Annotated in this window: 17 protein-coding genes; 7 read left to right on the forward strand and 10 right to left on the reverse strand. The window is 59.6% G+C overall.

What is annotated here, in order from left to right; genetic code table 11:
* Nucleotides 1-50: 50 nt before the first annotated feature.
* From JJD74_RS24015 to treR, 3 genes are all read right to left on the reverse strand, one after another.
* Complete coding sequence (locus JJD74_RS24015; RefSeq protein WP_200616974.1) at nucleotides 51-3,170, reverse strand: membrane-targeted effector domain-containing toxin; 3,120 nt, start codon at nucleotides 3,168-3,170, stop codon at nucleotides 51-53.
* 149 nt (nucleotides 3,171-3,319) lie between these two features.
* Nucleotides 3,320-6,415 carry a membrane-targeted effector domain-containing toxin gene (locus JJD74_RS24020; protein ID WP_200616975.1) on the reverse strand — a complete coding sequence of 1,032 codons (3,096 nt, stop codon included), beginning with the start codon at nucleotides 6,413-6,415 and terminating at the stop codon, nucleotides 3,320-3,322.
* A 102-nt stretch (nucleotides 6,416-6,517) separates the two neighbouring features.
* Nucleotides 6,518-7,222 carry a trehalose operon repressor gene (gene treR, locus JJD74_RS24025; RefSeq protein ID WP_042560906.1) on the reverse strand — a complete coding sequence of 235 codons (705 nt, stop codon included), beginning with the start codon at nucleotides 7,220-7,222 and terminating at the stop codon, nucleotides 6,518-6,520.
* A 236-nt stretch (nucleotides 7,223-7,458) separates the two neighbouring features.
* Here treR and treP point away from each other — a divergent pair, with 236 nt between their 5' ends.
* The 7 genes from treP to tadA all read left to right on the forward strand — a co-directional run bounded on the left by treP (nucleotide 7,459) and on the right by tadA (nucleotide 16,817).
* Nucleotides 7,459-8,901 carry a PTS system trehalose-specific EIIBC component gene (treP, locus tag JJD74_RS24030; RefSeq protein ID WP_115147752.1) on the forward strand — a complete coding sequence of 481 codons (1,443 nt, stop codon included), beginning with the start codon at nucleotides 7,459-7,461 and terminating at the stop codon, nucleotides 8,899-8,901.
* A 57-nt stretch (nucleotides 8,902-8,958) separates the two neighbouring features.
* Nucleotides 8,959-10,605: an alpha,alpha-phosphotrehalase gene (gene treC / locus JJD74_RS24035; RefSeq protein ID WP_042560904.1), complete on the forward strand. Its 1,647-nt coding sequence runs from the start codon at nucleotides 8,959-8,961 to the stop codon at nucleotides 10,603-10,605.
* Between the two features lie 105 nt (nucleotides 10,606-10,710).
* A complete protein-coding gene (locus JJD74_RS24040) occupies nucleotides 10,711-11,934 on the forward strand; it encodes a maltoporin (protein ID WP_200616976.1) in 1,224 nt (407 codons plus the stop codon).
* 62 nt (nucleotides 11,935-11,996) lie between these two features.
* Complete coding sequence (ptsP, locus tag JJD74_RS24045; protein WP_200616977.1) at nucleotides 11,997-14,534, forward strand: phosphoenolpyruvate--protein phosphotransferase; 2,538 nt, start codon at nucleotides 11,997-11,999, stop codon at nucleotides 14,532-14,534.
* Between the two features lies 1 nt (nucleotide 14,535).
* Nucleotides 14,536-14,826: a PTS transporter subunit EIIB gene (locus JJD74_RS24050; protein ID WP_047302960.1), complete on the forward strand. Its 291-nt coding sequence runs from the start codon at nucleotides 14,536-14,538 to the stop codon at nucleotides 14,824-14,826.
* A gap of 117 nt (nucleotides 14,827-14,943) precedes the next feature.
* Complete coding sequence (locus JJD74_RS24055) at nucleotides 14,944-16,320, forward strand: multicopper oxidase family protein (protein ID WP_042560900.1); 1,377 nt, start codon at nucleotides 14,944-14,946, stop codon at nucleotides 16,318-16,320.
* A complete protein-coding gene (tadA, locus tag JJD74_RS24060) occupies nucleotides 16,320-16,817 on the forward strand; it encodes a tRNA adenosine(34) deaminase TadA (RefSeq protein WP_200616978.1) in 498 nt (165 codons plus the stop codon). The genes JJD74_RS24055 and tadA overlap by 1 nt, the downstream gene beginning before the upstream one ends.
* Before the next feature lie 130 nt (nucleotides 16,818-16,947).
* Here tadA and cmoB read toward each other — a convergent pair whose 3' ends face one another.
* The 7 genes from cmoB to JJD74_RS24095 form a co-directional block, all read right to left on the reverse strand.
* The gene (gene cmoB / locus JJD74_RS24065; protein WP_042560898.1) at nucleotides 16,948-17,904 is read right to left on the reverse strand and encodes a tRNA 5-methoxyuridine(34)/uridine 5-oxyacetic acid(34) synthase CmoB; all 957 of its coding nucleotides are present in this window, start codon (nucleotides 17,902-17,904) and stop codon (nucleotides 16,948-16,950) included.
* Nucleotides 17,901-18,644, reverse strand: coding sequence for a carboxy-S-adenosyl-L-methionine synthase CmoA (gene cmoA, locus JJD74_RS24070; protein ID WP_042560897.1), 744 nt, complete (start codon nucleotides 18,642-18,644; stop codon nucleotides 17,901-17,903). Before cmoA ends, cmoB begins: the two co-directional genes overlap by 4 nt.
* A gap of 196 nt (nucleotides 18,645-18,840) precedes the next feature.
* On the reverse strand, nucleotides 18,841-19,326 hold the full coding sequence (locus JJD74_RS24075) for a hypothetical protein (protein WP_047302954.1): 486 nt from the start codon (nucleotides 19,324-19,326) through the stop codon (nucleotides 18,841-18,843).
* A gap of 130 nt (nucleotides 19,327-19,456) precedes the next feature.
* The gene (locus JJD74_RS24080) at nucleotides 19,457-20,107 is read right to left on the reverse strand and encodes a lysoplasmalogenase (RefSeq protein ID WP_181818523.1); all 651 of its coding nucleotides are present in this window, start codon (nucleotides 20,105-20,107) and stop codon (nucleotides 19,457-19,459) included.
* Between the two features lie 2 nt (nucleotides 20,108-20,109).
* Nucleotides 20,110-20,502, reverse strand: coding sequence for a protease inhibitor I42 family protein (locus JJD74_RS24085; RefSeq protein WP_047302952.1), 393 nt, complete (start codon nucleotides 20,500-20,502; stop codon nucleotides 20,110-20,112).
* Between the two features lie 217 nt (nucleotides 20,503-20,719).
* A complete protein-coding gene (gene lon / locus JJD74_RS24090) occupies nucleotides 20,720-23,143 on the reverse strand; it encodes an endopeptidase La (RefSeq protein WP_234451852.1) in 2,424 nt (807 codons plus the stop codon).
* Nucleotides 23,144-23,799: 656 nt separating this feature from the next.
* Nucleotides 23,800-24,174 (reverse strand): DUF6124 family protein, encoded by a 375-nt coding sequence (locus JJD74_RS24095; RefSeq protein ID WP_200616979.1) that lies wholly within the window; start codon nucleotides 24,172-24,174, stop codon nucleotides 23,800-23,802.
* Nucleotides 24,175-24,204: the final 30 nt, after the last annotated feature.

Consider the following 24,204-nt stretch of genomic DNA (forward strand, 5'->3'; position numbering starts at 1 on the left):
AAACCCCTGGCCTCGGCCGGGGGTTTTTCGTTTCAGGTGCGCGAAAACGTTCAGAGGGGCAGGCGGCTTTGCAGTTTTAGCCCTATTTCCGTCAGGCGCTGGGAGAGTGCGGCGATATCAGGAAACAATACGCCACTGATCCGCGGCATGGCCTGGACCCAGACATACACCTGGCCGTCCACTGTCTGATTGACCGGGGTTCGGACAAGGTTGCCCGAGCTATTGCGGCGTATGAGGGTGTAATTGTTCTGGGTTTTTTCCAGCAGGTACATGCCATTGCGGTGCAGCAGCCGATCCAGTGTTTCCTCGGTCCAGGTCACGGGGGGCGCTTCGATTTGCAGGCGCAGGTCGGCGTAGAGATAGTCGAACGAGTCGCGTGTGCTTGCGCCATTGTCGAAGGGGCCGCGAGCGACTTTGATGCCGGGGTCGATGTCCACGCCAACCTCCTCTGACGGCAAGGCCTCTTCTATCCGCAAACCGATGCCGCCCCGCAGTTCGCTGATGCCGGGCAGGTTCCTGAAGTTATTGGTGTTCTGGGCATCGATCAGTGCGATCCATTTGCCTGGACCGTTAAGCACATCATCACCCCACATGATTTGCGACATCAGGCTGGTGTGCATCATTTGCTCTTCAATCGAGGTGAGGGACACGTTCATTTTGTAGCTGGCCGCGCAATCGATCCCTTGCACCCGGATGCCATTGACCTGGGCCGTCCTGACCAGCTCGAGCATGTTGAACCTCTCGTTCGGATCGGTCCCGAGGCTGGTCAGGTAAAGGCGTAAATCTTCGGACATCTGCCCGCTGGTGTAGAAGTTGTTCAGATCAACCTGAGCGAAATCATTGAGCAGGCCACGCACATAGAGCGTCTTGGCATGTCGGGCAAGCGCGGGCATGTTTTCGATCATGAAGCGCATGCTGGTGATGCGATCGAGGGTTTCGCCAACGGCCAGGCCTTCGGCGTGTTCAAAAATGCCATCAATCAGTTCGCCGGTTGGCATGGCGCGGGTGATTGCAGGCTGTTTCGGCCGTACCGGCAGGTTGTTCCAGTCCAGCTCGGCGTAAAACTCCTTGGCCTCACTCAGAAGCTGTGTGCGTCGGTGGCTGAAATGGGTGGCATACACGTGGTCGACCGTTCCATTGCCGGCGGCGCCGGCAGCTGCATCGGCTGAATCTTCGGGCAGGTTCATTGCCCATTTTCTCAGGTTGAGCATGTCCGAACCGTACACGTCGTAGAGCGTACGCACGCGGCGCAGCGGGCGGGAAATCGTCGCGGGCGGCAGGACCAACGATTCGTCTGGCGTTGGCTCCAGTGAGGGGATCGACGAGCTCTTGCCGGGGCCACAGGTACCCAGGCATTGCCCGCCGCCTTTGAGACGCAGCGCCGGCATGCGCTCCCAGGTGCCGCCGGCACTCAAGCGAACCGGCAAGGAATAGGCGAACTGGCTGGGCCGCTCCGGGTCGACGATCGCCCAGTTGCCACTGTCCTCGGAGGCGGTGAAGTAACGCACGTAGTACGGTTTGCCATCGAGGCTGATGGCATACGCCGGCTCCGAGTCGAGGCGGTAAATGCCCTGGAACTTCCCCGGTTCGGTTTCGGCGTGAAGGTGTTCAAGCACGGCATCACACTGATACCGGACAGGGATTTTCAGCGCCGAAGACGATGGCGGTTCAGCGGGGGCGAGCACCTCGGGAGTGGGCGAAGGGGTTGTGGCCTCATCCGACAGTCCGGTTGCCGTCTCACCCGCCTCGGCTTCGGCTACGGTCTGCGGCGCATCGAGCTCTGGCAAAAACGGCTCGTTCGCCGCAGTGAACTCGATCAACCCGGCCATTTCCTCGGCCTCGGCAAATTCAACCTGCGGGCCCACTTCCAGCAGTGCGCCGGAGCCGCTGAGGAACGGAACGTTGAGCAGCGCCTCGATACCGTCGAGCACCGCGCCCAGGGTGCCGACCCTGCGCTCGGCGGGAGTCCTGCCGTTGACTGCCAGGTCGATGTTCAGGCTCATGTTGGCGATGCCGGCGCCAATCACCGGTAGTGCCAACGGCCAACCCACGGCGGCCATCGGGCCGAAGACCTTCAGACCCGCGCTCAAGTAACCCATCCACAGTTTTTTGCGCAGATCGCTGTTGGAGGTCAGCGCCAGACGGGCCTCGGCAAACATGGCGTTGCGTGTCGAATCGGTTAGCCAGGTGAACGGGTCAGCGCTGATGGTGACACTGCTGCCATTGACCAGCCGATGATCGCTGCGTCCCCAAGTGCTCACCAGACGGTTCATCAGATCGGTCAGCTTTTCGTTCATCGCGTTGCGATCGGCCAGCGGGAACCGGTTTAGGAAGGCCTTGCGCTTGCCCTCGGTGTTCATCTGTTCGAGCACCCACCAATGCAGATCCGCGTCGTCCTCCATGACCCGCAAGGCTCGGGCTTCGCCGGGCAGATAGAGGATCTGCCGGCCACTGTCCTGCATCAGGCGCAGGGCATTGATGGCGACATGTCCGTCAATTTCCAATGCACGTACTTCGTCGCTGGCCGCTTGGGTTGCCTGCAGCATTTGCAGGGTAACGGGCCAGGTGATGGGGCCAGTCACCGCCTCGATCACGCGCTGGAAATCTGTCCCGTCAAGGTGGCCGTGCTTGAGTGCCTGCACCGCCAGGGCGAGAAAATTGCACTTGGCCAAGGTGCGGAAGTCGTCCGCCGAGGCCTGCCAGAACGTCGTCAGCTCCCCGGTGTAGCGCGTGCTGAAATCGATGCTCCAGAATTCATTCAACACATCACTGCCCAGCAATCGCACTTCATTGCTCTGATCAAAGCTTTCGGCCTCCGGCCCCTCGGAGTAGAAACCGCAGTAGAGCGCCAGCAGGTCTGCGTTGTCCTGATCGGTGGCGCGAAAACGCTGGATCACCAGTTGCGTGAGGGTCAACGACTCGTACGGTTTCTCCTGCGGGTGTTCCCAGCCGGTGAAGGTCAGGGCGCTGCTCTGCGCGGTCCTGAATCGATGGAAGTAAATCCGGTCCGGATTGGCGCCCGACAGACCTTTATCGGCCAGTAACTGCGTGGCGACGGCTCGGGCTGCGTCCTCAAGGCCTGGACATACCAGCACGAGGGTTGTGGCGATTGCCTTGAGACTGGCCTTGTCTGCCGCGTTGGGCAGCTGGCGGCGTTCGGGTGCGTTCATGCACTTCTCCATCCATGGGGAAAACGAAGATCGAGCATGAACGATTGGTTGCGGGCGCAGGCACTAACTATGTATCGCCCATGGAGGCTGGCGTGGAAATAGCAAAACCCCTGGCTCGCGTCAGGGGTTTTGTCTGTCTGAAGCGGGTGTCAGTCGGGCAGGCGGCTCTGCAGCGACAGGCCCATTGCGCTCAGGCGTTGGGACAGTTCCTTGATGTTGGCGAAGCGGATGTCATTGACCTTTGGCCATCCAGGGCGATGCAGGGACACGCCGCCATCAGGCAGTTGCGTCACGGGTGTGCGCATCAGCATGCCTCGCTTGCTGCGGTGCAGCACGGTCCAGCTGTCGTCGTTCTTGAGGAACATGAACATGCCGCGTCGATGCAGCAGGTTGTCCAGCGTGTCCTCATTCCAGTTCACCGGTTCTGCCGGCATTCTCAGGCGCAGGTCAGTACGAATCACGTCATGATTGACTGACGCTCCGGCTTCGTCGGAAAACGCCTCGCGACGCACTTCCAGGCCCGGATCGACATCAACCACTGTGGGTTGGCCCATTTCCGCCTCTTCGATGCGCAAACCGATGGCGCCCTTGATTTCGGCGAGACCGTCCAGGCCTCTGAAGGTGTTGGTGTTCTGCGCGCCGGTCAGCACCATCCATTTTCGCGGACTGTTGATGTAGGTGTCGCCGGTCATGATGTCACTGGCCAGATACGTGCCGATCATTTGCTCGTCGTAGGGCGCGGCCGGCGAATTCATCTTGTAGCTCGCCGCGCAATCGATGCCCTGTACCCGCACGCCGTTTTCCCTGGCGACCCTGACCAGTTCCAGTGCATTGAAGCGTCCCGCCGGGTCGGTGCCCAGACTGGTCAGATAGGTGCGCAGGTCCGCTGACATGGCGCCGCTGGTGAAGTAGCGGTTCAGGTCCACCTGTGCGAAGTCACTGAGCACGCCGCGCATATAAAGGGTTTTGGCATGGCGGGCGAGCGCCGGCATGTTTTCGATCATGAAGCGCATGCTGGTGATGCGGTCCAGGGTCTCGCCCACGACCAGCCCGGGCGCCGACTCAAAGATTCGGTCGAGCAGTTCGGCTATGGATGTCTGCTGATCAAAGGCAATGGGCGGGCGCGGCGGCGACGTGATCCACGGCAGATCGTTGAAGAATTTTCTCGCGGCGACTTGCAGCGACTGCCGCTTGGCCAGCGCATGGCGCTCGAAGGGGTCCTCCATGCCGAAAGTGCCGTCGGCGGTGGGCGTCAGTTCGACATGGGTTTCGTTGAGGTTCAGCGCCCAGGCCTTGATCGAGCGGCGCACCGTCGGATCGATATCGTAAGCCGAAGGCACGATGCGCACCGCGCGCGGTATCGGCGACTGTGGTTCTGTCGGCGGTAGCGTTTCGGCCTCGGTGGATTCAGTCGACTCAAGGGTGTTGAGTTCGATAGGCGGCGTGCACTGTTTGCCCGCGCACTGGCCACCGCCCCGAAGACCCAGCGCCTGCATCCGCTCCCACTCGCCTTGGGGGTTCAGGCGCACCGGCAACGAATGCACGAACTGGTTGGGACGATCCGGATCGACAATCGCCCAGTAGCCGCCCTCGCTGGCATCGCCGAAAAAGCGCACGTAGTAAGGCTTGTTGTTGAGCAGGATGGCGAACGGTGGATCACGATCAAGGCGAAAGATCCCTTGAAACTGTCCGGGCTCACTTTGCGCAGTCAGCCCTTCGAGCAGTTCGTTGCACACGTACCTCTGCGCAATCGGCGGCGGGGTCGCACGGCCAACCGGGCCCGGCCACGTTAACTCGGCGACCGGGGTGAGCGTTTCGGCGTCCTCGGCCGCTTCGCTGAGTGCTTCAGGCGCAAGCGGATCCGCCGGCGTCTGGGGCGCAGTTGCTTCGCTGAACTCGGCCATCTGTTCGGCTTCTGCTGCGTCCACCTCAACGCCGACCTCCAGCGTTGAGCCTGAGCCTTTGAGAAACGCGACGTTGAATAGCGCGTCAATGCCACTGAGCACCGCACCGAGCACCCCGGCCTTGCGTTCACTGGCGCTTTTGCCATTGACCGCCTGATCGATATTCAGGCCCATGCTGGCAAGGCTGGCGCCAATCACCGGCAGGGCAATCGGCCAGCCGACCGCAGCCATGGGGCCGAATACCTTGAGGCCCGCGCTCAGGTAACCGATCCAGAGTTTCTTGCTCAGTTCGCTGTTGGAGGTCAGGGACAGGCTGGCCTCGGCGAACATCGCGGCGCGGGTCGCTTCACCGAGCCAGCGCATCGCATCACCGCTGATCGCGCGATTGTGCTGGTTGATCAGGTGATGGTCGGCGCGGCCCCAGGTGCCGACCAGCTGGTTCATCAACTCGGTGAGACCCTCGGTGATCTGCTGCCGATCCGCCAGTGCAAAGTGGCTGAGCAGCGCCTGTCGCCGGGTTGCCTCGTTCATCTGTTCGAGCACCCACCAGTGCATGTCCGCCGGGGTCTGCATGACCACAAAAGCCTGCGCTGCGCCCGGCAGATACAGGATCTGCCGGCCGTCGGCAGCCACGATGCGCAGCAGATTGATGGCGACATGCCCGGCGATATCGAACGCGCGCACATCACTGGTCGTAGTGTGGCTCGATTGCAACATGGCCAGTGTCACCGGCCAGGTAACGGGGCCGATGACCGCATCGACGATCCATTGGAAATCGCTGCCGCTCAGTTGCTCGAGTTCAAGTGCCTGCACCGCCTGACTGAGAAAGTTGCACTTGGCCAACGTACGGAAATCTTCCGCGTGGGCGCTCCAGAAGCTGTTCAGCTTTTGCTGGTAGCGCGAGCTCAGATCAATGGTCCAGAAGTCGTTGAGCACTTCGTTGCCATGCAGGCGCACTTCATTGGTGTGGTCGAACGTCTCGGCCTGCGGCCCATCCTTGTAGAAGCCGCCGTAGAGGTCCAGCAAGTCGGCATTGTCCTGATCGGTGGCGCGAAAGCGATGCACCACCAATTGGGTGAGGGTCAGCGATTCGTAGGGCTTTTCGCCGGTGTGCTCCCAGCCGGTAAACGACTGCGTGCTGCTTTGCGCCAGGTTGAAACGATGGAAATAAACCTGATCCGGGTCGATCTCGGTAAGGCCCTTGCGCACCAGCAACTCGCTGGCGACTTGATGGGCCTCGTCGTACAGGCTGGGGCAAAGTTGCACGACGGTGGTGGCGATGGCCTTGAGTGACGCTTTGTCTGCCGCATTCGGCAGACGGCGCTGTGGGGACGATTTCATGTGCTCTCGATCCTTGAGAAATGAAGGTCGAGCATGGCCGAATCGCTACGGCGGCGTGCATTAGATACCTACCGTACAGGGTGTCTGCAAACGTGTCGAGGGTCAGCGCCGCGCCACATCGGAAAAGTAGAACTTGTCCAGGGTGTGCCGGGATTCGGTGTATTCGAACTGGCGGCCGTCCTGAAGGAATGTCTGGTTGCTGACGACGATCACGTGGCTCTGGCCGTCGAGGTCCAGGTGCGACAGGTCATCCTTGCTGCACGGACGGGCTTCGATGGTGCGCTGCGCGTAGGCGATCTGAAGCTGCAGGGTCTGTTCGATGTAGGCGTAGATTGATTGCTCGGCGATATCGAGGGACAGGCCGGGAATGACCTCGGTGACAAAATGGTTGATGTCGAGGATCACCCGTTTGCCATCAATGCGCCGCACCCGTTTGACCCGGGTAATCAGGCTGCCGGGCTGCGCATCGATGTGTTCGAGCAATGCGCCTTCGAGGGGAATCTGCGCCAGCTCCACCACTGCGGTACTGACGTCGTCGCCCAGGCGTGGGTAGGTCTCCTGAAAACTGACGATGCCACCGAGCTGAAATTCGATCGGGTTGGTCGACAGGACGAAGGTGCCCTTGCCATGGACTTTCTGCGCGAAACCGCGCTCCTGAAGTTGCTCGATGGCTTTGCGCACGGTGCCGCGGCTGGCCTGATAGCTGTCCATCAGCTCGGTTTCGGAGGGCAGGCGAGCGCCGCGTTGCAGACGTTCAGTGGTGATACTCGCCAGCAGATCGCTGTAGATCTGGTTGTATTTGCTCATGAGAGGGGCTCGATGCCGGCTGTGCTCAAAGCTTCGAACCTTAAGGGCAGGGTAGGGCTTTGTCCATGTGGGGATTGGAAATCACCTTAGGCTGAAGTAGGAAAATTCTCTGCTGGTCTGGCAAAAACATACAAAAACAAACTCGTCTGTACGAGTTGTTGCAATAACTCGTACAGACGAGTACTTTTCGTTCCCACGTGCTGCCAATAACAACAATCCACAGCGGAAGAACTAGCATGAGCCACGACTATCCGAACATCGCCCGAGCGCTGCTGCAAAGCCTTGGCGGTCGCGAGAACATCGAACAGGCCGCGCACTGCGTCACGCGCCTGCGCCTGGCGTTGAAGAATCCAGCCCTGGTCAACAGCGCCACGCTCAACCAGATCGATCTGGTCAAAGGCTCGTTCTTCACCGGCGGTCTGTATCAGGTGGTGATCGGCCCGGGCGACGTGGAAAAGGTCTACGCCGAATTGCGCCGCCAGACCGGCCTCGCCGCGTCGACCATCGCCGACGTCAAACAGAAAAGCGCCGAGAAGATCAACGCCATGCAGCGTCTGGTGCGGGTATTTTCCGACGTGTTCATGCCGATCCTGCCCGCGCTGATCGTTGCCGGTTTGCTGATGGGCATCAACAACCTGATCGGCGCCAAAGGCATGTTTATCGAAGGTCAGACCCTGCTGGATGCCTACCCCAAACTCGAGGGACTGTGGAGCCTGATCAACCTCATGGCCAACACCGCGTTCGTGTTCTTGCCGGCATTGGTGGGATGGTCGGCGGCCAAGCGTTTCGGTGGCAGTGAGATTCTCGGCATCGTACTCGGCCTGATGCTGGTTCATCCGGATCTGCTCAACGCCTGGAACTATGGCAAGGCGGTGGCCGGTCTGGACGGTCAGCAGATGCCGTACTTCGACATCCTCGGATTGTTCCAGGTTGAGAAAGTCGGTTATCAGGGGCAGATCCTGCCGATACTGCTGGCCGCTTACGTGATGAGTGTCATCGAAAAATGGTTGCGGGCACGCGTGCCCAACGCAGTGCAATTGCTGGTGGTGCCCATCACCACGATTGTCGTCACGGGAGTTCTGGCGTTGGCGGTGATCGGGCCTGTAACCCGTCACATCGGTATCTACATCACCGAGGGCGTGGTCATGCTGTTCGACCTGGCGCCGATGGTCGGTGGGGCGATTTTCGGACTGCTCTATGCGCCTCTGGTGATCACCGGAATGCACCACATGTTCCTCGCAGTCGATCTGCAACTGATCTCGACCCAGGGCGGCACGTTCATCTGGCCGATGATCGTCATGTCCAACCTCGCTCAAGGCAGCGCGGCGTTGGCGGTGTTCTACATGACGCGCAATGCACGCGACAAAAGCATGGCCTCGACCTCAGCGATTTCCGCGTATTTCGGTATCACTGAACCCGCCATGTTCGGGGTCAATCTGCGTTACAAATTCCCGTTCTACGCCGCGCTGACCGGCTCGGCGCTGGGCTGCATCTTCCTGTCGATTAACAAGATACAAGCCTCGGCCATCGGCGTCGGCGGCTTGCCCGGGTTTATCTCGATCATTCCGCAGTTCATTCCGATGTTCGTGATCGGCATGATCATCGCCATGGTTGTGCCGTTTGTTTTGACCTGTGCGCTGAGCATGAAGATTGTCCGCCCCGGCTATCGGGTTGCCTGATATCGGTAGGAGCTGTCGCAGGGTTTGCCGGTTTTAAAATCAAGAGGGAAATGTGCCATGCAAGACTGGCAGCGTTCGGTTATCTACCAGATCTACCCGAAGAGTTTTCACAGCCATGCCGGCAACCCGACAGGTGATTTGCTCGGCGTCGTGGCCAAGCTCGATTACCTGCAATGGCTGGGTGTCGATTGCTTGTGGATCACGCCATTTCTGCGCTCGCCGCAACGTGACAACGGCTATGACATCAGCGACTACTACGCGATTGATCCCAGTTACGGCAGCATGGCCGACTGCGAGTTGCTGATCGCCGAGGCGGGCAAGCGCGGGATCAAGTTGATGCTCGACATTGTGGTCAACCACACCTCGATCGAACATGTGTGGTTTCAGCAGGCGCGCAGCAGCCTCGATAATCCCTACCGTGACTTTTATATATGGCGCGATCAGCCGAACAATTGGCAATCCAAGTTCGGCGGTTCGGCCTGGGAGTACGAGGCCCAGACCGGTCAGTACTATCTGCACCTGTTCGACCACACCCAGGCTGACCTGAACTGGGACAACCCCAAAGTACGCGCCGAAGTCTTCAAAATGATGCGCTTCTGGCGGGACAAGGGCGTGGGTGGTTTCCGGCTGGACGTGATCAATCTGATCTCCAAGCCTGCGGATTTTGCCGAGGACAACAGCGACGGCCGACGCTTTTACACCGACGGGCCGAACGTCCATGAGTACTTGCAGCAGATGCACCGTGAGGTCTTCGCCGGCCACGACCTGATCAACGTCGGGGAGATGTCATCCACCAGCCTCGAACACTGCATTCGTTATTCCAATCCGCAGTCGCAAGAGCTGTCGATGACCTTCAACTTTCATCATCTGAAAGTCGATTATCCAAACCTGGAAAAGTGGGTTCGCGCCGATTTCGATTTTCTCCAGCTCAAGCAGATTCTGTCCGACTGGCAGACCGGCATGCAGGCCGGTGGTGGCTGGAATGCGCTGTTCTGGTGTAACCACGATCAACCTCGGGTGGTCTCGCGGTTTGGCCATGACGGCGAATATCGTGAGCTCTCGGCGAAAATGCTCGGTACGGCGCTGCACTTTTTGCAGGGCACGCCGTTTGTGTACCAGGGCGAAGAACTGGGCATGACCAATCCGGGTTTTGAGCGTATCGATCAGTACCGGGATGTCGAAACGCTGAACATCTTTCGGCTCAAGCGTGAAGCAGGCACCAGCGACATCGACAACATGGCGGCGATCATGCAGAAGTCCCGTGACAACGGGCGTACGCCGATGCACTGGAACGCGGAACCGAATGCCGGTTTCAGCCACGTCGAACCGTGGATCGGGTTACCGGCCAATGCCGCCCGGATCAACGTCGCCCAACAGCTTGATGATCCTGATTCGGTCCTTCATCACTACCGTCTGCTGATCGCGTTGCGGCGCACAGAGGCGCTGATTTCGCTGGGCATCTATCGACAGCTGTTGCCTGAACACAAGCAGGTCTGGGCTTATCTGAGAGAAGGCACCGGCGAGCGTCTGCTGATCGTGAACAACTTCTATGCCACACCGTGTGAAATCGAACTGCCGATAGAGATCGACGAGACGCTGAACCAGCGGTTGCTTGTCAGCAATTATCCGGACTGTCCGCCACGTAATCGACAGGTGAGTTTGCGCCCGTATGAATCGTTCGTCCTGCACCTGATTGATCCCTGATTCCTAACTAAAAAACAAGATTTCAAAAAGCACGCAGAGCACTGCGCGGGGGAGTTTTGCGCGCCGAATTCATGGAAACACACAATAAAAATAATGGGGTGGCTTATGAAAACAACAATTAATCGCAGCCTTGCAGTCGCAGGTTTATGCCTCGCCTTACCACAGACATCATCGGCGCTGGAGTTCGGTGGTTACTTGCGCAGTGGCATTGGCAACGCGACCAAGGGCGGTAGCCAATCGTGTTTCCAGTTGCCGGGGGCGCAGACCAAATACCGCTTGGGCAACGAATGTGAGCAGTACGGCGAGCTTGAGTTGCGCCAGGATTTGTACACCCTCGACGATGGCTCGGTACTCAGCGTCGATGGCATGGTCTCGCTGTACAACCGCTACAACCAAAGCCTCACGTTCAATGAAGACAACGGCTCGGTGCGTCTGCCGCAGGCCTATGCACAGTGGTCGAACATGCCCGCGCTCAATGGCGGTTCGCTCTGGGCCGGTCGCCGTTACTACAAACGTAATGACATCCACATTTCCGATTTCTACTACTGGAACCAGAGCGCTACCGGTGGCGGGATCGAAGACGTGCTGATCGGCGATCTGAAATACAGCTACGCCTTTTCGCGCAAGGACAACCTCTATCAAAAGGACTACATCAACCGGCACGACTTCAACGTCGCCGGGTTCGCTACCAATCCCGGCGGCGAGCTTGAGTTAGGCTTGAGCTACATCGACAAACCCGACAGCCGCGATGCGCACCGGGGCTGGGCGATCACCACGCAGCATGTGCAGAAGGACTTTCTCGGTGGCAAAAACAAACTGGCCTTCCAGTACGGCGAAGGGCCCGGCACCGGGCTGGGCTATACCGGTAACGTCAAACTGGACGACAGCAGTAAAAGTTATCGGATTGTCGAGTTTTTCGACTGGCAACTGACGCCGCGCTTTGGCGGGCAAATCGAGGCGGTTTATCAAAAAGACATTCGCCCTGACGGTGCTGACCAGAACTGGCTGTCGCTGGGCGTGCGTCCGACCTATGCGCTTACCGAACAATTCAAACTGGTCACCGAACTGGGCCATGATCAAGTCGATGCACCGGGCGGCACGCGCAAATTGAGCAAGTTCACCGTTGCGCCGACATGGTCACCCAAGGGCCCGGAATTCTGGGCGCGCCCCGAGGTGCGTTTGTACTACACCTATGCCAGTTGGAACGAGGCAGCCAAACGCGCGGCCAACGAATTGGCCCAAGGGTCGGCGCTGTCCGATACCGGCGCTTTCGGTACCGCTCGCCACGGTGCGAACGTTGGATTGCAGGTCGAATACTGGTGGAAATAAGCGATGCTGGTGGGGCGGCGCGCTCCACGGGTACTTCCAAGAACAAAACCGCAGGTGACATCATGGCCACACCCCAACAATTGCAACTGCTGGCGCCTTTGTCCGGCGTGCTGATCCCAATGGATCAAGTGCCCGACCCGGTGTTTGCCAATCGCGTGATCGGCGACGGCCTGTGCATCGACCCGACTTCATCTGCCTTGTGCGCTCCGCTGGCCGGGGTGATCAGCAACGTGCAGGCAAGCGGGCATGCCGTGAGCATCACCGATGACCATGGCGTTCAGGTGTTGCTGCACATCGGTCTGGATACGGTGAATCTGGGCGGTCAGGGCTTCACCCGCATGGTTGAAGAGGGTCAGCGGGTGGCGGCTGGCGAAACGTTGATCGAGTTCGATGCCGATTACATCGCCCTGCACGCGCGCAGCCTGATGACCCTGATGCTGGTGGTCAGCGGTGAGCCATTCACCTGGACGGCCGCGCAGACGGGGCTGGTCGAAACGGGCCAACCTCTGCTGAGTCTCACCGGTGCGCATGCCATCCGCGAAGAACAGGTCGCGCCAACAGGCGAAGTGATTTTCTCAAATGTGCTGAAACTGCCCAATCCCAACGGTCTGCATGCGCGTCCGGCCGCGGTATTCGCACAAGCGGCGAAGGTTTTTTCGGCAAAGATTTATCTGCACAAACAGCAGGCCGAAGCCAACGCCAAGTCACTGGTGGCAATCATGGCGTTGCAGACCGCTTTGGGTGACAGCGTGCAAGTGAGCGCCGTGGGCGAAGACGCGCAAGCAGCAATCAGCACACTCTCGCGGTTGCTCGCCGAGGGGTGCGGGGAATCGGTCACGGCGTTGCCTGTGACGGAGCCTTGCGAGAGCGTCGAACCTGAGGTGCTGACGGTTCTGCGTGGAGTCTGTGCATCGCCCGGTTCGGCATTGGGCCAGGTCATGCAGATCACCGAGCCAAGCCTCGACATAAAAGAGTCCGGCGCCGGGGTGAAAACGGAACAGGAGGCGCTGACGAACGCGCTGATCGAGGCGCAAATGGCCTTGCAGCACTTGCGCGACACGGCGGGAGGCAGCGCTCAGGAGGAAATCTTCAAGGCTCATCAGGAACTGCTCGATGACCCGAGCCTGCTCGATCAGGCCCAAGCGTTGATTGCCGAGGGCAAAAGCGCGGCGTTTGCCTGGCGTACCGCAACCGAGTCGACCGCGACGCTGTTTCGGCAGTCGGCCAGTCCGTTGCTGGTTGAACGTGCGGCAGACCTGGCGGACGTCTGCTTGCGAGTCCTCAAGTTGATTCTCGGCCTGCAGGACCCGGTCCTGACATTGCCGCACGGGACGATCCTGATCGCCGATCAACTGACGCCGTCACAGACGGCGGGGCTCGATGTGACAAAGGTGCTTGGCATCGTCACGGTCGGTGGTGGCGCCACCAGCCATGTCGCCATTCTTGCGCGGGCCTTTGCCCTGCCGGCGATTTGCGGGGTGCCGGCGCAGGTACTGGCGTTGGCGAACGGCAGCACGGTGCTGCTCGATGCCGACAGGGGCGAACTGCAACTCAATCCCGACCCGATCGCCATCGAGCAATTGCAAGCCCGACGCGAGCTACAGCGTCTGCGCCATCAACACGATCACGCACAGGCGACGCTGGCCGCCTGCACCCGCGACGGGCATTACATCGAAGTCACAGCCAACGTCTCCTCCCTGAGTGAAACCGAGCAAGCGATGGGCCTGGGCGGTGCAGGCGTCGGGCTTTTGCGCTCGGAGTTTCTTTATCTGGATCGCAACCATGCGCCCACTTTCGACGAACAAGTGTCGACCTACAGCGCCATCGCCCAGGCCGTGGGGCCGTCGCACAATCTGGTGGTACGCACCCTCGATGTCGGCGGCGACAAGCCATTGGCCTACGTGCCGATGGACAGAGAAACCAACCCGTTCCTCGGACTGCGCGGGATTCGTCTGTGTCTGGAGCGCCCGCAACTGTTGCGCGAGCAATTTCGGGCGATCCTTGGCAGTGTCGGTCTGACGCGCCTGCACATCATGTTGCCGATGGTCACGCAAATCTCGGAGCTGCATCTGGCCCGGCAAATGCTGGAGGAGGAAGCGCAGGCACTGAACCTGGTCGAACGGCCGAAACTGGGGATCATGATCGAAGTGCCGGCGGCGGCACTGATGGCCGATGTGTTCGCGCCCTACGTGGATTTCTTCTCGATCGGCACCAACGATCTGACTCAATACACCCTGGCGATGGATCGCGATCATCCTCGCCTGGCCAGTCAGGCCGATAGTTTTCATCCCTCGGTGTTGCGCCTGATTGCCATGACCGTCAAAGGCGCGCACGCCCATGGCAAATGGGTCGGCGTCTGTGGCGCGATGGCCTCGGAACGTCTGGCCGTGCCGCTGTTGCTGGGGCTCGGCGTGGATGAGTTGTCGGTCAGCGTGCCGCAGATTCCGGCGATCAAAGCGGCAGTGCGGGAGGTGGATCTGCTCGACTGCAAGGCCATCGCCGACCAGGTACAGAGTCTGGAAAGCGCTGAGGAAGTGCGCGAAGCACTGCGCCTGTACCACGAGGCAACGGTCGATATTTCACCGGTTCTGGAGAACTGACATGTTCGATAAATTGCAGCAGGCGTTCTGGAAAGCCCTGACCCCGGATCTGGTGCCGGACGAGCCGACAATACCGACCGAACCTGCCGAGGGGTTAAGCGCAGATATCGTTGCGGCGTTGGGTGGTGGGGATAACCTCAAAGCGCAGCAACCGGTGGCGCTGACCCGGGTGCGGGTGGTGTTGCGTGACGTATCACGCATGGACCGTCAGGCATTGAACGAGGCCGGTGTCGCGGGCGTCATGCCCCTTGAGGATGGGGTGGTGCACCTGATTACCGGCCTGCGGCCATAAGTCCCTAGGGGTGTGCGGCCTCAGGTCACCCTTACTGTTTCTCAACCGCAGGTGTATCGTATTCGCCTTTTACGGGCCTTCAGGGGTCTGTCGCTGATACGTGAGGTAGTTGAGTTCATGTCCTTTACCCGTCGCCAAATCCTCGGTGGCCTGGCCGGTCTTGTTGTCGTAGGCGTTGGAGCGGGGGGCGCGTCGCGTTACTGGCTGGGCAAGATGGCTGACGCCGAGGCGGGCCACGACTACGAGTTGATCGCCGCGCCCCTGGATGTGGAACTGGTGCCGGGGCACAAGACCGAGGCCTGGGCGTTCGGCCCGTCGGCACCGGGCACCGAGTTGCGCGTGCGTCAGGGCGAGTGGCTGCGGGTAAGGTTCATCAACCATCTACCGGTGGCGACCACCATTCACTGGCACGGCATTCGCCTGCCGCTGGAAATGGACGGCGTGCCATACGTGTCGCAATTGCCGGTGCTGCCGGGCGAATACTTCGACTACAAATTCCGCGTGCCGGACGCCGGCAGCTACTGGTATCACCCGCATGTCAGCAGCAGCGAAGAACTGGGGCGCGGATTGGTCGGGCCGCTGATCATCGAAGAGCGCGAGCCGACCGGTTTCAACTACGAAAAGACCCTGAGCCTGAAGAACTGGCACATCGACGAAGAAGGCAATTTCGTTGAATTCAGCATCCCTCGTGAAGCTGCGCGCGGTGGTACGGCGGGACGTTTGTCGACCATCAACGGCGTGCCGTTGCCGGTGATCGACCTGCCGGCCGGGCAGATCACCCGCGTGCGTTTGCTCAATCTCGATAACACCCTGACTTACCGCATCAACATTCCTGGTGTTGAGGCAAAAATCTACGCGCTGGACGGCAACCCGGTTGAGCCGCGCCCGCTGGGCAAGGAATACTGGCTCGGCCCCGGCATGCGTATTTGCCTGGCGATCAAGGCACCGGCGGCAGGCGAAGAATTGTCGCTGCGCAATGGCCCGGTGCGTCTGGGCACTCTGCGCTCGGTGGCCAACACGGACGCGCCGACCGAGTGGCCGCCGGCGCTGCCCGCCAATCCGGTGGCCGAACCGGACCTGGCCAATGCCGAGAAACTCAACTTCAATTTCGAATGGGTCGGTTCGGTGTCGGTCAACGTCGACAACGGCAAGCCGCCGAGTCTGTGGCAGATCAACGGCAAGGCGTGGGACATCACCGACAAGACGTGCGCCGATCGTCCGATTGCCAGTCTCAAACTGGGTCAGAGCTATATTTTCGAATTGAAGAACATGACCCAGTATCAGCACCCGATTCACCTGCACGGCATGAGCTTCAAGGTGATTGCGTCGAACCGGCACAAGGTCATCCCGTACTTCACCGACACCTATCTACTGGGCAAGAACGAGCGCGCGCAAGTGGCGCTGGTGGCGGATAACCCGGGGGTATGGATGTTCCATTGCCACGTGATCGACCACATGGAAACCGGCCTGATGGCCGCCATCGAGGTGAAGTGATGCGCCAGATTCGCCCCGCAGCGATCATCGACCGCAGCCGTGACCGCGACTTCATGCGCGAAGCGCTTGCCCTTGCAGCGCAAGGCGCAGCCCTCGGCGAAGTGCCGGTGGGCGCGGTGCTGGTGCAGGATGGCGAGATCATCGGTCGTGGCTTCAACTGCCCGATCAGCGCCAGCGACCCGAGCGCTCACGCCGAAATGGTCGCGATCCGCGCCGCGGCGCAGGCAGTGGATAACTATCGACTGCCCGGCAGCACGCTGTACGTGACGCTGGAGCCGTGCAGCATGTGCGCCGGTTTGATCGTGCATTCAAGGGTGGCGCGGGTGGTGTATGGCGCTCTGGAGCCAAAAGCCGGGATCGTGCAAAGCCAAGGGCAGTTTTTCACCCAGGGCTTTTTGAATCACCGGGTGTTGTATGAGGGCGGGGTGTTGGCAGAAGAGTGTGGGGCGGTGTTGACCGAGTTCTTCAGAGCCCGTCGCGCCAAACCCTCTGAATAAACACGGACTCAATGTGGGAGCGAGCCTGCTCGCGAAAGCGTCGGTACATTCAACATGAAGGGTGACTGACACACCGCTTTCGCGAGCAGGCTCGCTCCCACAGGGGCTCTCTAATGTGCGGGAGATTGGGTTACTTCCTCGCGACGATCACCGCCCGCATCGGCGCCGGCAGTCCTTCGATCGTCTTGCTGTGATCATCCGGATCAAGGAAGTCACTCAACGACTGATACTTCATCCACTCGGTGCCGCGCTGTTCCTCAATCGTCGTCGTGCTGACATCCACGCATCGAATATCGGTAAACCCGGCACGCCGTAACCACAACTCCAGCGCCGGCACCGACGGCAGGAACCACACGTTACGCATTTGCGCGTAACGGTCTTCTGGCACCAGCACCTGATGCTTGTCGCCTTCAACCACCAGCGTTTCCAGCACCAGTTCGCCGCCCTTGACCAGGCAATCCTTCAGCGCCAGCAAGTGCTCGATCGGCGAGCGGCGGTGGTAGAACACGCCCATGGAAAACACCGTGTCGAAACCTTCCAGATTCGGCGGCAAATCCTCGAACGGGAAGGGCAGGTGCCACGCGTTTGGCTCAGACAGATAGCGCTGCACAGCCTGAAACTGGCAGAAGAACAACCAGTTCGGGTCAACCCCGATCACGCTGTCTGCACCGGCGCCAAGCATGCGCCACATGTAGTAGCCGTTGCCGCAACCGACATCGAGGATGCGTTTTCCCTTCAGATCCAGATGCGGGGCGACCCGCGACCATTTCCAGTCCGAGCGCCATTCGGTGTCGACGTGCACACCAAACAGATCGAACGGCCCCTTGCGCCACGGCGACAGGCCCATCAGGGCGGTGCGCATTTGCGCGCGGGTTTCGTCGTCGCAATCGGTGTCGAGTTTCAAGCCGTTGAGCAGGTCGACTTCGCTCGGCTGGATCTTCGGCAAGGCGTCCAGCGCACTTTGCCAGCGCTCCAGATCGCCGTGGCCCTTCTCCATTTTCTTGTCGAGTTGACGCTGCAGGGTGTTGGCCCATTCGGCCAGCGGTGTACCGGCCAGACGGCGGGCGAGGGGGGACAGATCAATCATGGCAAGGCAATCAACGAGGCAAAGTTAAGACACTGGAACCACGGCACGACTTTCGAGAACCCGGCGGCCAACAGGCGTTCGCGGTGTTCTTCGAGGCTGTCGGGCTTCATGACGTTTTCGATGGCGCTGCGCTTCTGGGCGATTTCCAGTTCGCTGTAGCCGTTGGCGCGTTTGAACGCGACGTGCAGATCGGTGAGCAATGCATGTTCTTCGGCGTCATTGAAGCGCAGTTTTTCCGACAGAATCAGTGCGCCGCCGGGCAGCAATGACTGGCGGATGCGCGACAACAACGCGGTGCGCTGATCCGGGGCGATGAATTGCAGGGTGAAGTTCAGTGCCACCACCGAGGCGGGTTGAAAGTCGAGGGCGAGGATGTCGCCTTCGATCACTTCGACGGGCAGCAACTCCTGAAACATCGAGTCCTGCCCGTTGAGGTATTCGCGGCAACGTTCGACCATGGCGGCCGAGTTATCCACCGCGATTACCCGGCAACCGTCGGTGCGCACGTGACGGCGCAACGCCTGGGTCACTGCCCCGAGGGAGGCGCCGAGGTCGTAGAGCACGCTGTTCGGCTGGGCGAATTGAGCGGCGAGCACGCCGAGGTTTTCGACGATGGTCGGGTAACCCGGCACCGAACGCTTGATCATGTCCGGGAATACGCGCACCACGTCTTCGTTGAAGGCGAAGTCAGGCACCTTGTCCAAGGGCTGGGCGAAAATGCGATCGGATTCTTTGCTCACGGCGGTTTCCGGCGGTGTCGGTGGAAAAGGCCGGCATTTTAGCCAAAGTGGCGCGGGGATGCTTGAGTTGTCTGATAAAGCGTGGGGAATCGGCACGCGGCCTACAGAGGGCGGGGGGCTGCGCAGGATAGTCAGGAGAGAACAGTGAATGACCCAGTCAACATCAAGACTTGGTCATTCACGGCTTAAAGCGAGATCAGGAGGCGCGCATGTAAACGTTTAATTCGGCTCTGCCAGTGATGTGCAGCTCTTCTGTCCTGTGGTCTTTGCCTTTGAAATCAAAGTTGATGAGGTAGCGCAGCGCCTGGCAGTCGTTTGAAATGACTTCGACATCAATAGTGCCGCTTTCCGGACTGTAATTATAAAAAGTGGAGTAAGAGTCGCTAGCACCGACTTCATAATATTGGAATATCTCAAACGGGAAGTCTGAATCTGTTGGGTTGTAACTGCCAGATTGAATGTCGCTGCGAAAACGAAACGTCATTCCTTTTCCGTAATTCACAAGATTTTTTTCGAAAGCGCTGGCAGTAAATTCGATTCGAGTGCTGTTAGGGTCTTGTTGGAACTCGATATTTTGCGTATTGAAATCCACGCGGTTTGAAATCGAGGTTTGAAGATCGCAGTTGACGGAGATATAGGTCCCCTGTGCATTTGGCGAATTTTTGTTTTTGAATATATTCATGATGTTCTTCCTTGGTCTACATTCGTGATTTGGATAACGCCACGCAATGGTAGTGAGGGGAAGAAATTCGGGGCACTGTCAGATCTGACAGGTTTTTATATCGTTTCGAGATAGATCAAGATTTTTATGGTTATGACACATCGCCAGATTGTTTGTTTTTATTAAACGCCGAGGCAGCAATACCCCATTGGCCCAGCCAATAACTGAGGATGATGACGTAAGGCGCGGCATGGAATGGTGCAACAAACCGGTCGATGCCAATCACGCTGTCAGAAAACACAAATGCCAGCGCACCTCCCGCTGCCAGTAACGCCGAACGCTTGGGCACGTCGGTGCCGAGGCGAGCAAGAGCACGCCAGAGCATGGCGCTTATTGCTGTGCCGTAGACGATCACGGGTACTAGCAGTGGTCCGAGCCCACTGGAAATCAGCATCCCCAACAGCACCGCACCAACGCCGAGCGCGAGCATCAGTGGCATCAACGCCAGACGTTTGCAGTCACTGAGATAAGCCTTGAGATACGCCAGATGCGCAACAAGAAATGCGCCAAGGCCGAACACGAACAGATCCCCTGGCCACGCCAACAACACATCGCCCAGCAGGGAAAAAATCAGACCGAGGCTGATCCAGCGGCGATAGTCGCTGGGCGGTGCGTCGTGCAGCCAGCCGAGCAATGCCAACACCGGCAACGGTTTGACCAGCAGACAAAGCAGTGCCGCGTGGGTGCTCAAGCCGTAGAGAAAGGTCACCGCGCCCATCAGCGCCAGAATCAGCCAGCCCACGATCAATTCACCGAAATGGCGCAGTCAAAGGTTTCTACCGGCAACACTTCCGGCGCCCAGGGTTGTTGCGAGGTCAGGCGCAGACGCCCGGTGCCCGCAGCAAACGCTTGAAAACGCCAAGTGGAAAGCCCGGCAGCACCAACCACGCCAGCATCTTCCGGGTTGCTGTAGACCTCGGGGCTGAGGGCGCGCAAGACGCCGCCAGCGGAATCCTGAATCGCCCAGCGATAACCCGTGGTCGGGTTGCTTGGCAGCATCACGATCAGGTTTTGTCCAGTGGTGAGTCGCACGGGGCATTCGCTTTGTTTTTCCACGGTCACGTTCTGTTTCGGCTGCGTGGCGCAAGCGGCCAGCAAAGAAAGGGCGATAGGGACAAACAGGCGAATGGGGGACATAAGGTCAGCGGCTCCGGCGTTGGCGACGAACGGCGAGCATAACCGAAGATGAGACAAATTGTGACAGCGCGGCGGTTTGGCGGTGTTGTCAAGGACGCCATCGCTGGCAAGCCAGCTCCCACAGGTTTCTCGGTAGAGCACAAGATTTGTGAGCACCAATGAACATTGTGGGAGCTGGCTTGCCAGCGATAGCGGTAGTGCAGTTGCTACTTCATGTTCAGAAGAGCACCTTCGCCACATCCGCAAATCGCTTGGCAAAATGCACGGTAATGCCTTCTTTCAAGTAGTCCGGCAGTTCCTCGAAGTTGCCCCGATTCGGTTCTGGCAGGATCAACTCGAAAATCTTCTGCCGCCGGGCCGCGATCACCTTTTCACGTACCCCGCCAATCGGCAGTACATGCCCGGTCAGTGTCAGTTCGCCGGTCATCGCCACGCCTTTTTTCGGCGCTTGATTGCGTGCGAGAGAGAGCAAAGCGCTGGCCATGGTCACGCCGGCGCTCGGGCCATCCTTCGGTGTCGCGCCTTCCGGTACGTGCAGGTGGACGAAGGCTTCGTCGAAGAACTTCGCATCGCCGCCGAATTGCTTCAGGTTCGAGCTGACGTAGCTGTAGGCGATCTCCGCCGATTCCTTCATCACGTCACCCAACTGCCCGGTGAGTTTGAAACCGCGATTGAGTGTGTGAATCCGCGTCGCTTCGATCGGCAACGTGGCGCCGCCCATGCTGGTCCACGCCAGCCCCGTGATAACGCCCGTGCCGGACAGCACTTGCTCGTTACGGAACACCGGATGGCCCAACGAGGCTTCCAGATCTTTCGGCCCGAGTTTGATCACCGCTTTTGGCTCGTCGATCAGTTTCATCACCGCTTTGCGCACCAGTTTGCCCAGTTGTTTTTCCAACTGACGCACCCCGGCTTCACGGGCGTAACCGTCGATCAGGGTTTTCAGGGCGCTGTCACTGATGCTCAGGCTGCCCTTGGATACGCCGGCCTTTTCCAACAATTTCGGCCACAAATGACGCTTGGCGATGGCGACTTTTTCTTCGGTGATGTAGCCCGACAGACGAATCACTTCCATACGGTCGAGCAACGGACCGGGGATCGAATCAAGCGTGTTGGCGGTGCAGACGAACAGGACTTTCGACAAGTCCATGCGCAGATCGAGGTAGTGGTCGAGGAATTCGACGTTCTGTTCCGGGTCGAGGGTTTCCAGTAGCGCCGAGGCCGGGTCGCCCTGGTAGCTCTGGCCCATCTTGTCGATCTCGTCGAGCATGATCACCGGGTTCATCACTTCGACGTCTTTCAACGCCTGCACGAGTTTGCCTGGCTGTGCGCCGATGTAAGTGCGGCGGTGGCCCTTGATCTCGGCTTCGTCGCGCATGCCGCCGACGCTGAAGCGATAGAACGGGCGGCCGAGGGATTCGGCGATGGATTTGCCGACACTGGTTTTACCCACACCAGGCGGGCCGACCAGCAGCACGATAGAACCGCTGATCTCGCCTTTATAAGCACCGACGGCGAGGAATTCGAGGATGCGGTCCTTGATGTCGTCGAGGCCGGCGTGGTGTTTGTCCAGCACCTTGCGCGCGTGCTTGAGGTCGAGTTTGTCCGCGCCATAAACGCCCCACGGCACCGACGTCGCCCAGTCGAGATAGTTGCGGGTGACCGCGTACTCCGGCGAGCCGGTCTCGAGGATCGACAGTTTGTGCGTTTCTTCGTCGAGGCGCTTCTGCACCTGCGCCGGCAGGACTTTACCTTCCAGGCGCTGCTGGAACTGTTCGAGGTCAGCGCTGCGGTCGTCCTTGGTCAGGCCGAGTTCCTGCTGGATGACTTTGAGTTGTTCCTTGAGGAAGAACTCGCGCTGATGCTCGCCGATCTTGCGGTTGACCTCAGCGGAGATTTCTTTTTGCAGGCGCGCGACTTCGACTTCCTTGCGCAGCATCGGCAGGACTTTTTCCATGCGCTTGAGCATCGGCACGCAGTCGAGCACCGCTTGCAGCTCGGCGCCGGTGGCCGAGGTCAGGGCGGCGGCGAAGTCGGTCAGCGGCGACGGATCGTTGGGGCTGAAGCGGTTGAGGTAGTTCTTCAGCTCTTCGCTGTACAGCGGGTTGAGCGGCAGCAATTCCTTGATCGCGTTGATCAGCGCCATGCCGTAGGCCTTGACCTCGTCGGTCGGCTCGGTCGGCTGATGCGGGTATTCGACTTCCACCAGATACGGCGGGCGATGATGCTTGAGCCAGGTCTTGATGCGGACGCGGCTCAGGCCCTGGGCGACGAACTGGAGTTTGCCGTTTTCGCGGCTGGCGTGGTGCACCTTGACCAGTGTCCCGTACTCGGGGAGGGCGTCGGTGTTGAAGTGGCGCGGGTCTTCCTGGGGCGTGTCCATGAAGAACAGGGCCAGGGAGTGGTGTTCGGATTTGCTGACCAGTTCGAGGGTTTCGGCCCACGGTTCTTCGTTGACGATGACCGGCAGCACTTGCGCCGGGAAGAACGGGCGGTTGTGGATCGGGATGATGTAGACCTTGTCCGGCAGGTTCTGGCCGGGCAAGGCCAGCCCTTTGCCGGAGGTGGTGTGTTCGATGTGGTCTTCGCTGGCTTCGGTGTAGTCGTCGGAGTTATCGGGGAATTCTTGCTGGTCGCTCATGGGGCACCTGCGCAATTGGGTATGGGTGTTAGATGGGGCAGGGCTTGAGTGGTTTCAATGGGGGTGGGTGTTTCTGGTTGTGTTCAGGGTTTTGACAGGGGTCTCGCTTTGGACTTGGCGGCCTTTGGGCCGACCATGTTCTTGGGGGGGTGGGGGTATATCCGTTTTTGCGGTGCCGCTGCTGGCGGTTTCGCTTTTACAGCGAGTCACTTTTGCAGACGCCCAAAAGTAACCAAAACGCTGGGCCCCGGCGTTCGGCCCGCTCGCTGGGGCTCGGGGTTCCTTCGCTCCGGCATTGATCCGGGGGCATCGCTTCCGGTTTGCTTCGCTGCACCTCCTTTCGATGTATTCGACTTCGTCGAACGGCGCTACGCGCCCACCCCCCGGATCAATCCCTCCACTCAGCCTGCCGAAGGGGCCATGTAGATCAAGAGCTGCAGCCGAGCTAACGCTCATCCTGTTGAGTGGTGAGGGGCGTGCGGTTGGCTTTTGACACGTATTTGACCCTCACCCCAGCCCTCTCCCGAGGGAGAGGGAGCCGTTTTTTGGGCTTTTCAGGATTTGAGTTCAGATCGGTATTTCAAGTCGGCGTAACTCTTCCAGGCACCTCGGTCAGTCCCCTCTCCCTCTGGGAGAGGGTTAGGGTGAGGGGCTTTTCAGCTGTTTGTGGGGGATTGGCTGACTTCAACGTTATCCAGCACCCGATTCACCGCCAATTCGGCCAGCATGATGATTTGCTGGATCGCCAGGATCGTGCGCCGCTGGGGCAGGTCGATGTAGGCGGCGATGTCGCTGCTCATGAGGCTGGCTTGTGCCAGGGATTCGCAGGCGTGGACCAGCAGGCTTTCGCTGTCCTGGTCTGGCGCGACCTGGAACATGGTGCTGGGTTTGTGGAAGCGCAAGGTGAGTGCGTTGGGTTTGAGGTAGTGGTCGAGGGCGCGTTCGGCGGCTTCGTGGAATTTCTTCGAATCGGGGGATTGGTAGGGCGAGGTGTCGTTGGTTTCTGGTGGGTTGGGTGTGGGCTTTTTCATGGTGAAACTCCGAATGATAAGTGGGGCTGT

The sequence above is a fragment of the Pseudomonas sp. MF6776 genome (assembly GCF_016613125.1).
GTDB lineage: Bacteria > Pseudomonadota > Gammaproteobacteria > Pseudomonadales > Pseudomonadaceae > Aquipseudomonas > Aquipseudomonas iridis.

What these genes read in the sequence shown, in the direction of transcription:
- JJD74_RS24015 (WP_200616974.1), bottom strand. Translation starts at nt 3,170, where the DNA reads ATGAACGCACCCGAACGCCGCCAGCTGCCCAACGCGGCAGACAAGGCC.
- JJD74_RS24020 (WP_200616975.1), bottom strand. Translation starts at nt 6,415, where the DNA reads ATGAAATCGTCCCCACAGCGCCGTCTGCCGAATGCGGCAGACAAAGCG.
- treR (WP_042560906.1), bottom strand. Translation starts at nt 7,222, where the DNA reads ATGAGCAAATACAACCAGATCTACAGCGATCTGCTGGCGAGTATCACC.
- treP (WP_115147752.1), top strand. Translation starts at nt 7,459, where the DNA reads ATGAGCCACGACTATCCGAACATCGCCCGAGCGCTGCTGCAAAGCCTT.
- treC (WP_042560904.1), top strand. Translation starts at nt 8,959, where the DNA reads ATGCAAGACTGGCAGCGTTCGGTTATCTACCAGATCTACCCGAAGAGT.
- JJD74_RS24040 (WP_200616976.1), top strand. Translation starts at nt 10,711, where the DNA reads ATGAAAACAACAATTAATCGCAGCCTTGCAGTCGCAGGTTTATGCCTC.
- ptsP (WP_200616977.1), top strand. Translation starts at nt 11,997, where the DNA reads ATGGCCACACCCCAACAATTGCAACTGCTGGCGCCTTTGTCCGGCGTG.
- JJD74_RS24050 (WP_047302960.1), top strand. Translation starts at nt 14,536, where the DNA reads ATGTTCGATAAATTGCAGCAGGCGTTCTGGAAAGCCCTGACCCCGGAT.
- JJD74_RS24055 (WP_042560900.1), top strand. Translation starts at nt 14,944, where the DNA reads ATGTCCTTTACCCGTCGCCAAATCCTCGGTGGCCTGGCCGGTCTTGTT.
- tadA (WP_200616978.1), top strand. Translation starts at nt 16,320, where the DNA reads ATGCGCCAGATTCGCCCCGCAGCGATCATCGACCGCAGCCGTGACCGC.
- cmoB (WP_042560898.1), bottom strand. Translation starts at nt 17,904, where the DNA reads ATGATTGATCTGTCCCCCCTCGCCCGCCGTCTGGCCGGTACACCGCTG.
- JJD74_RS24075 (WP_047302954.1), bottom strand. Translation starts at nt 19,326, where the DNA reads ATGAATATATTCAAAAACAAAAATTCGCCAAATGCACAGGGGACCTAT.
- JJD74_RS24085 (WP_047302952.1), bottom strand. Translation starts at nt 20,502, where the DNA reads ATGTCCCCCATTCGCCTGTTTGTCCCTATCGCCCTTTCTTTGCTGGCC.
- lon (WP_234451852.1), bottom strand. Translation starts at nt 23,143, where the DNA reads ATGAGCGACCAGCAAGAATTCCCCGATAACTCCGACGACTACACCGAA.
- JJD74_RS24095 (WP_200616979.1), bottom strand. Translation starts at nt 24,174, where the DNA reads ATGAAAAAGCCCACACCCAACCCACCAGAAACCAACGACACCTCGCCC.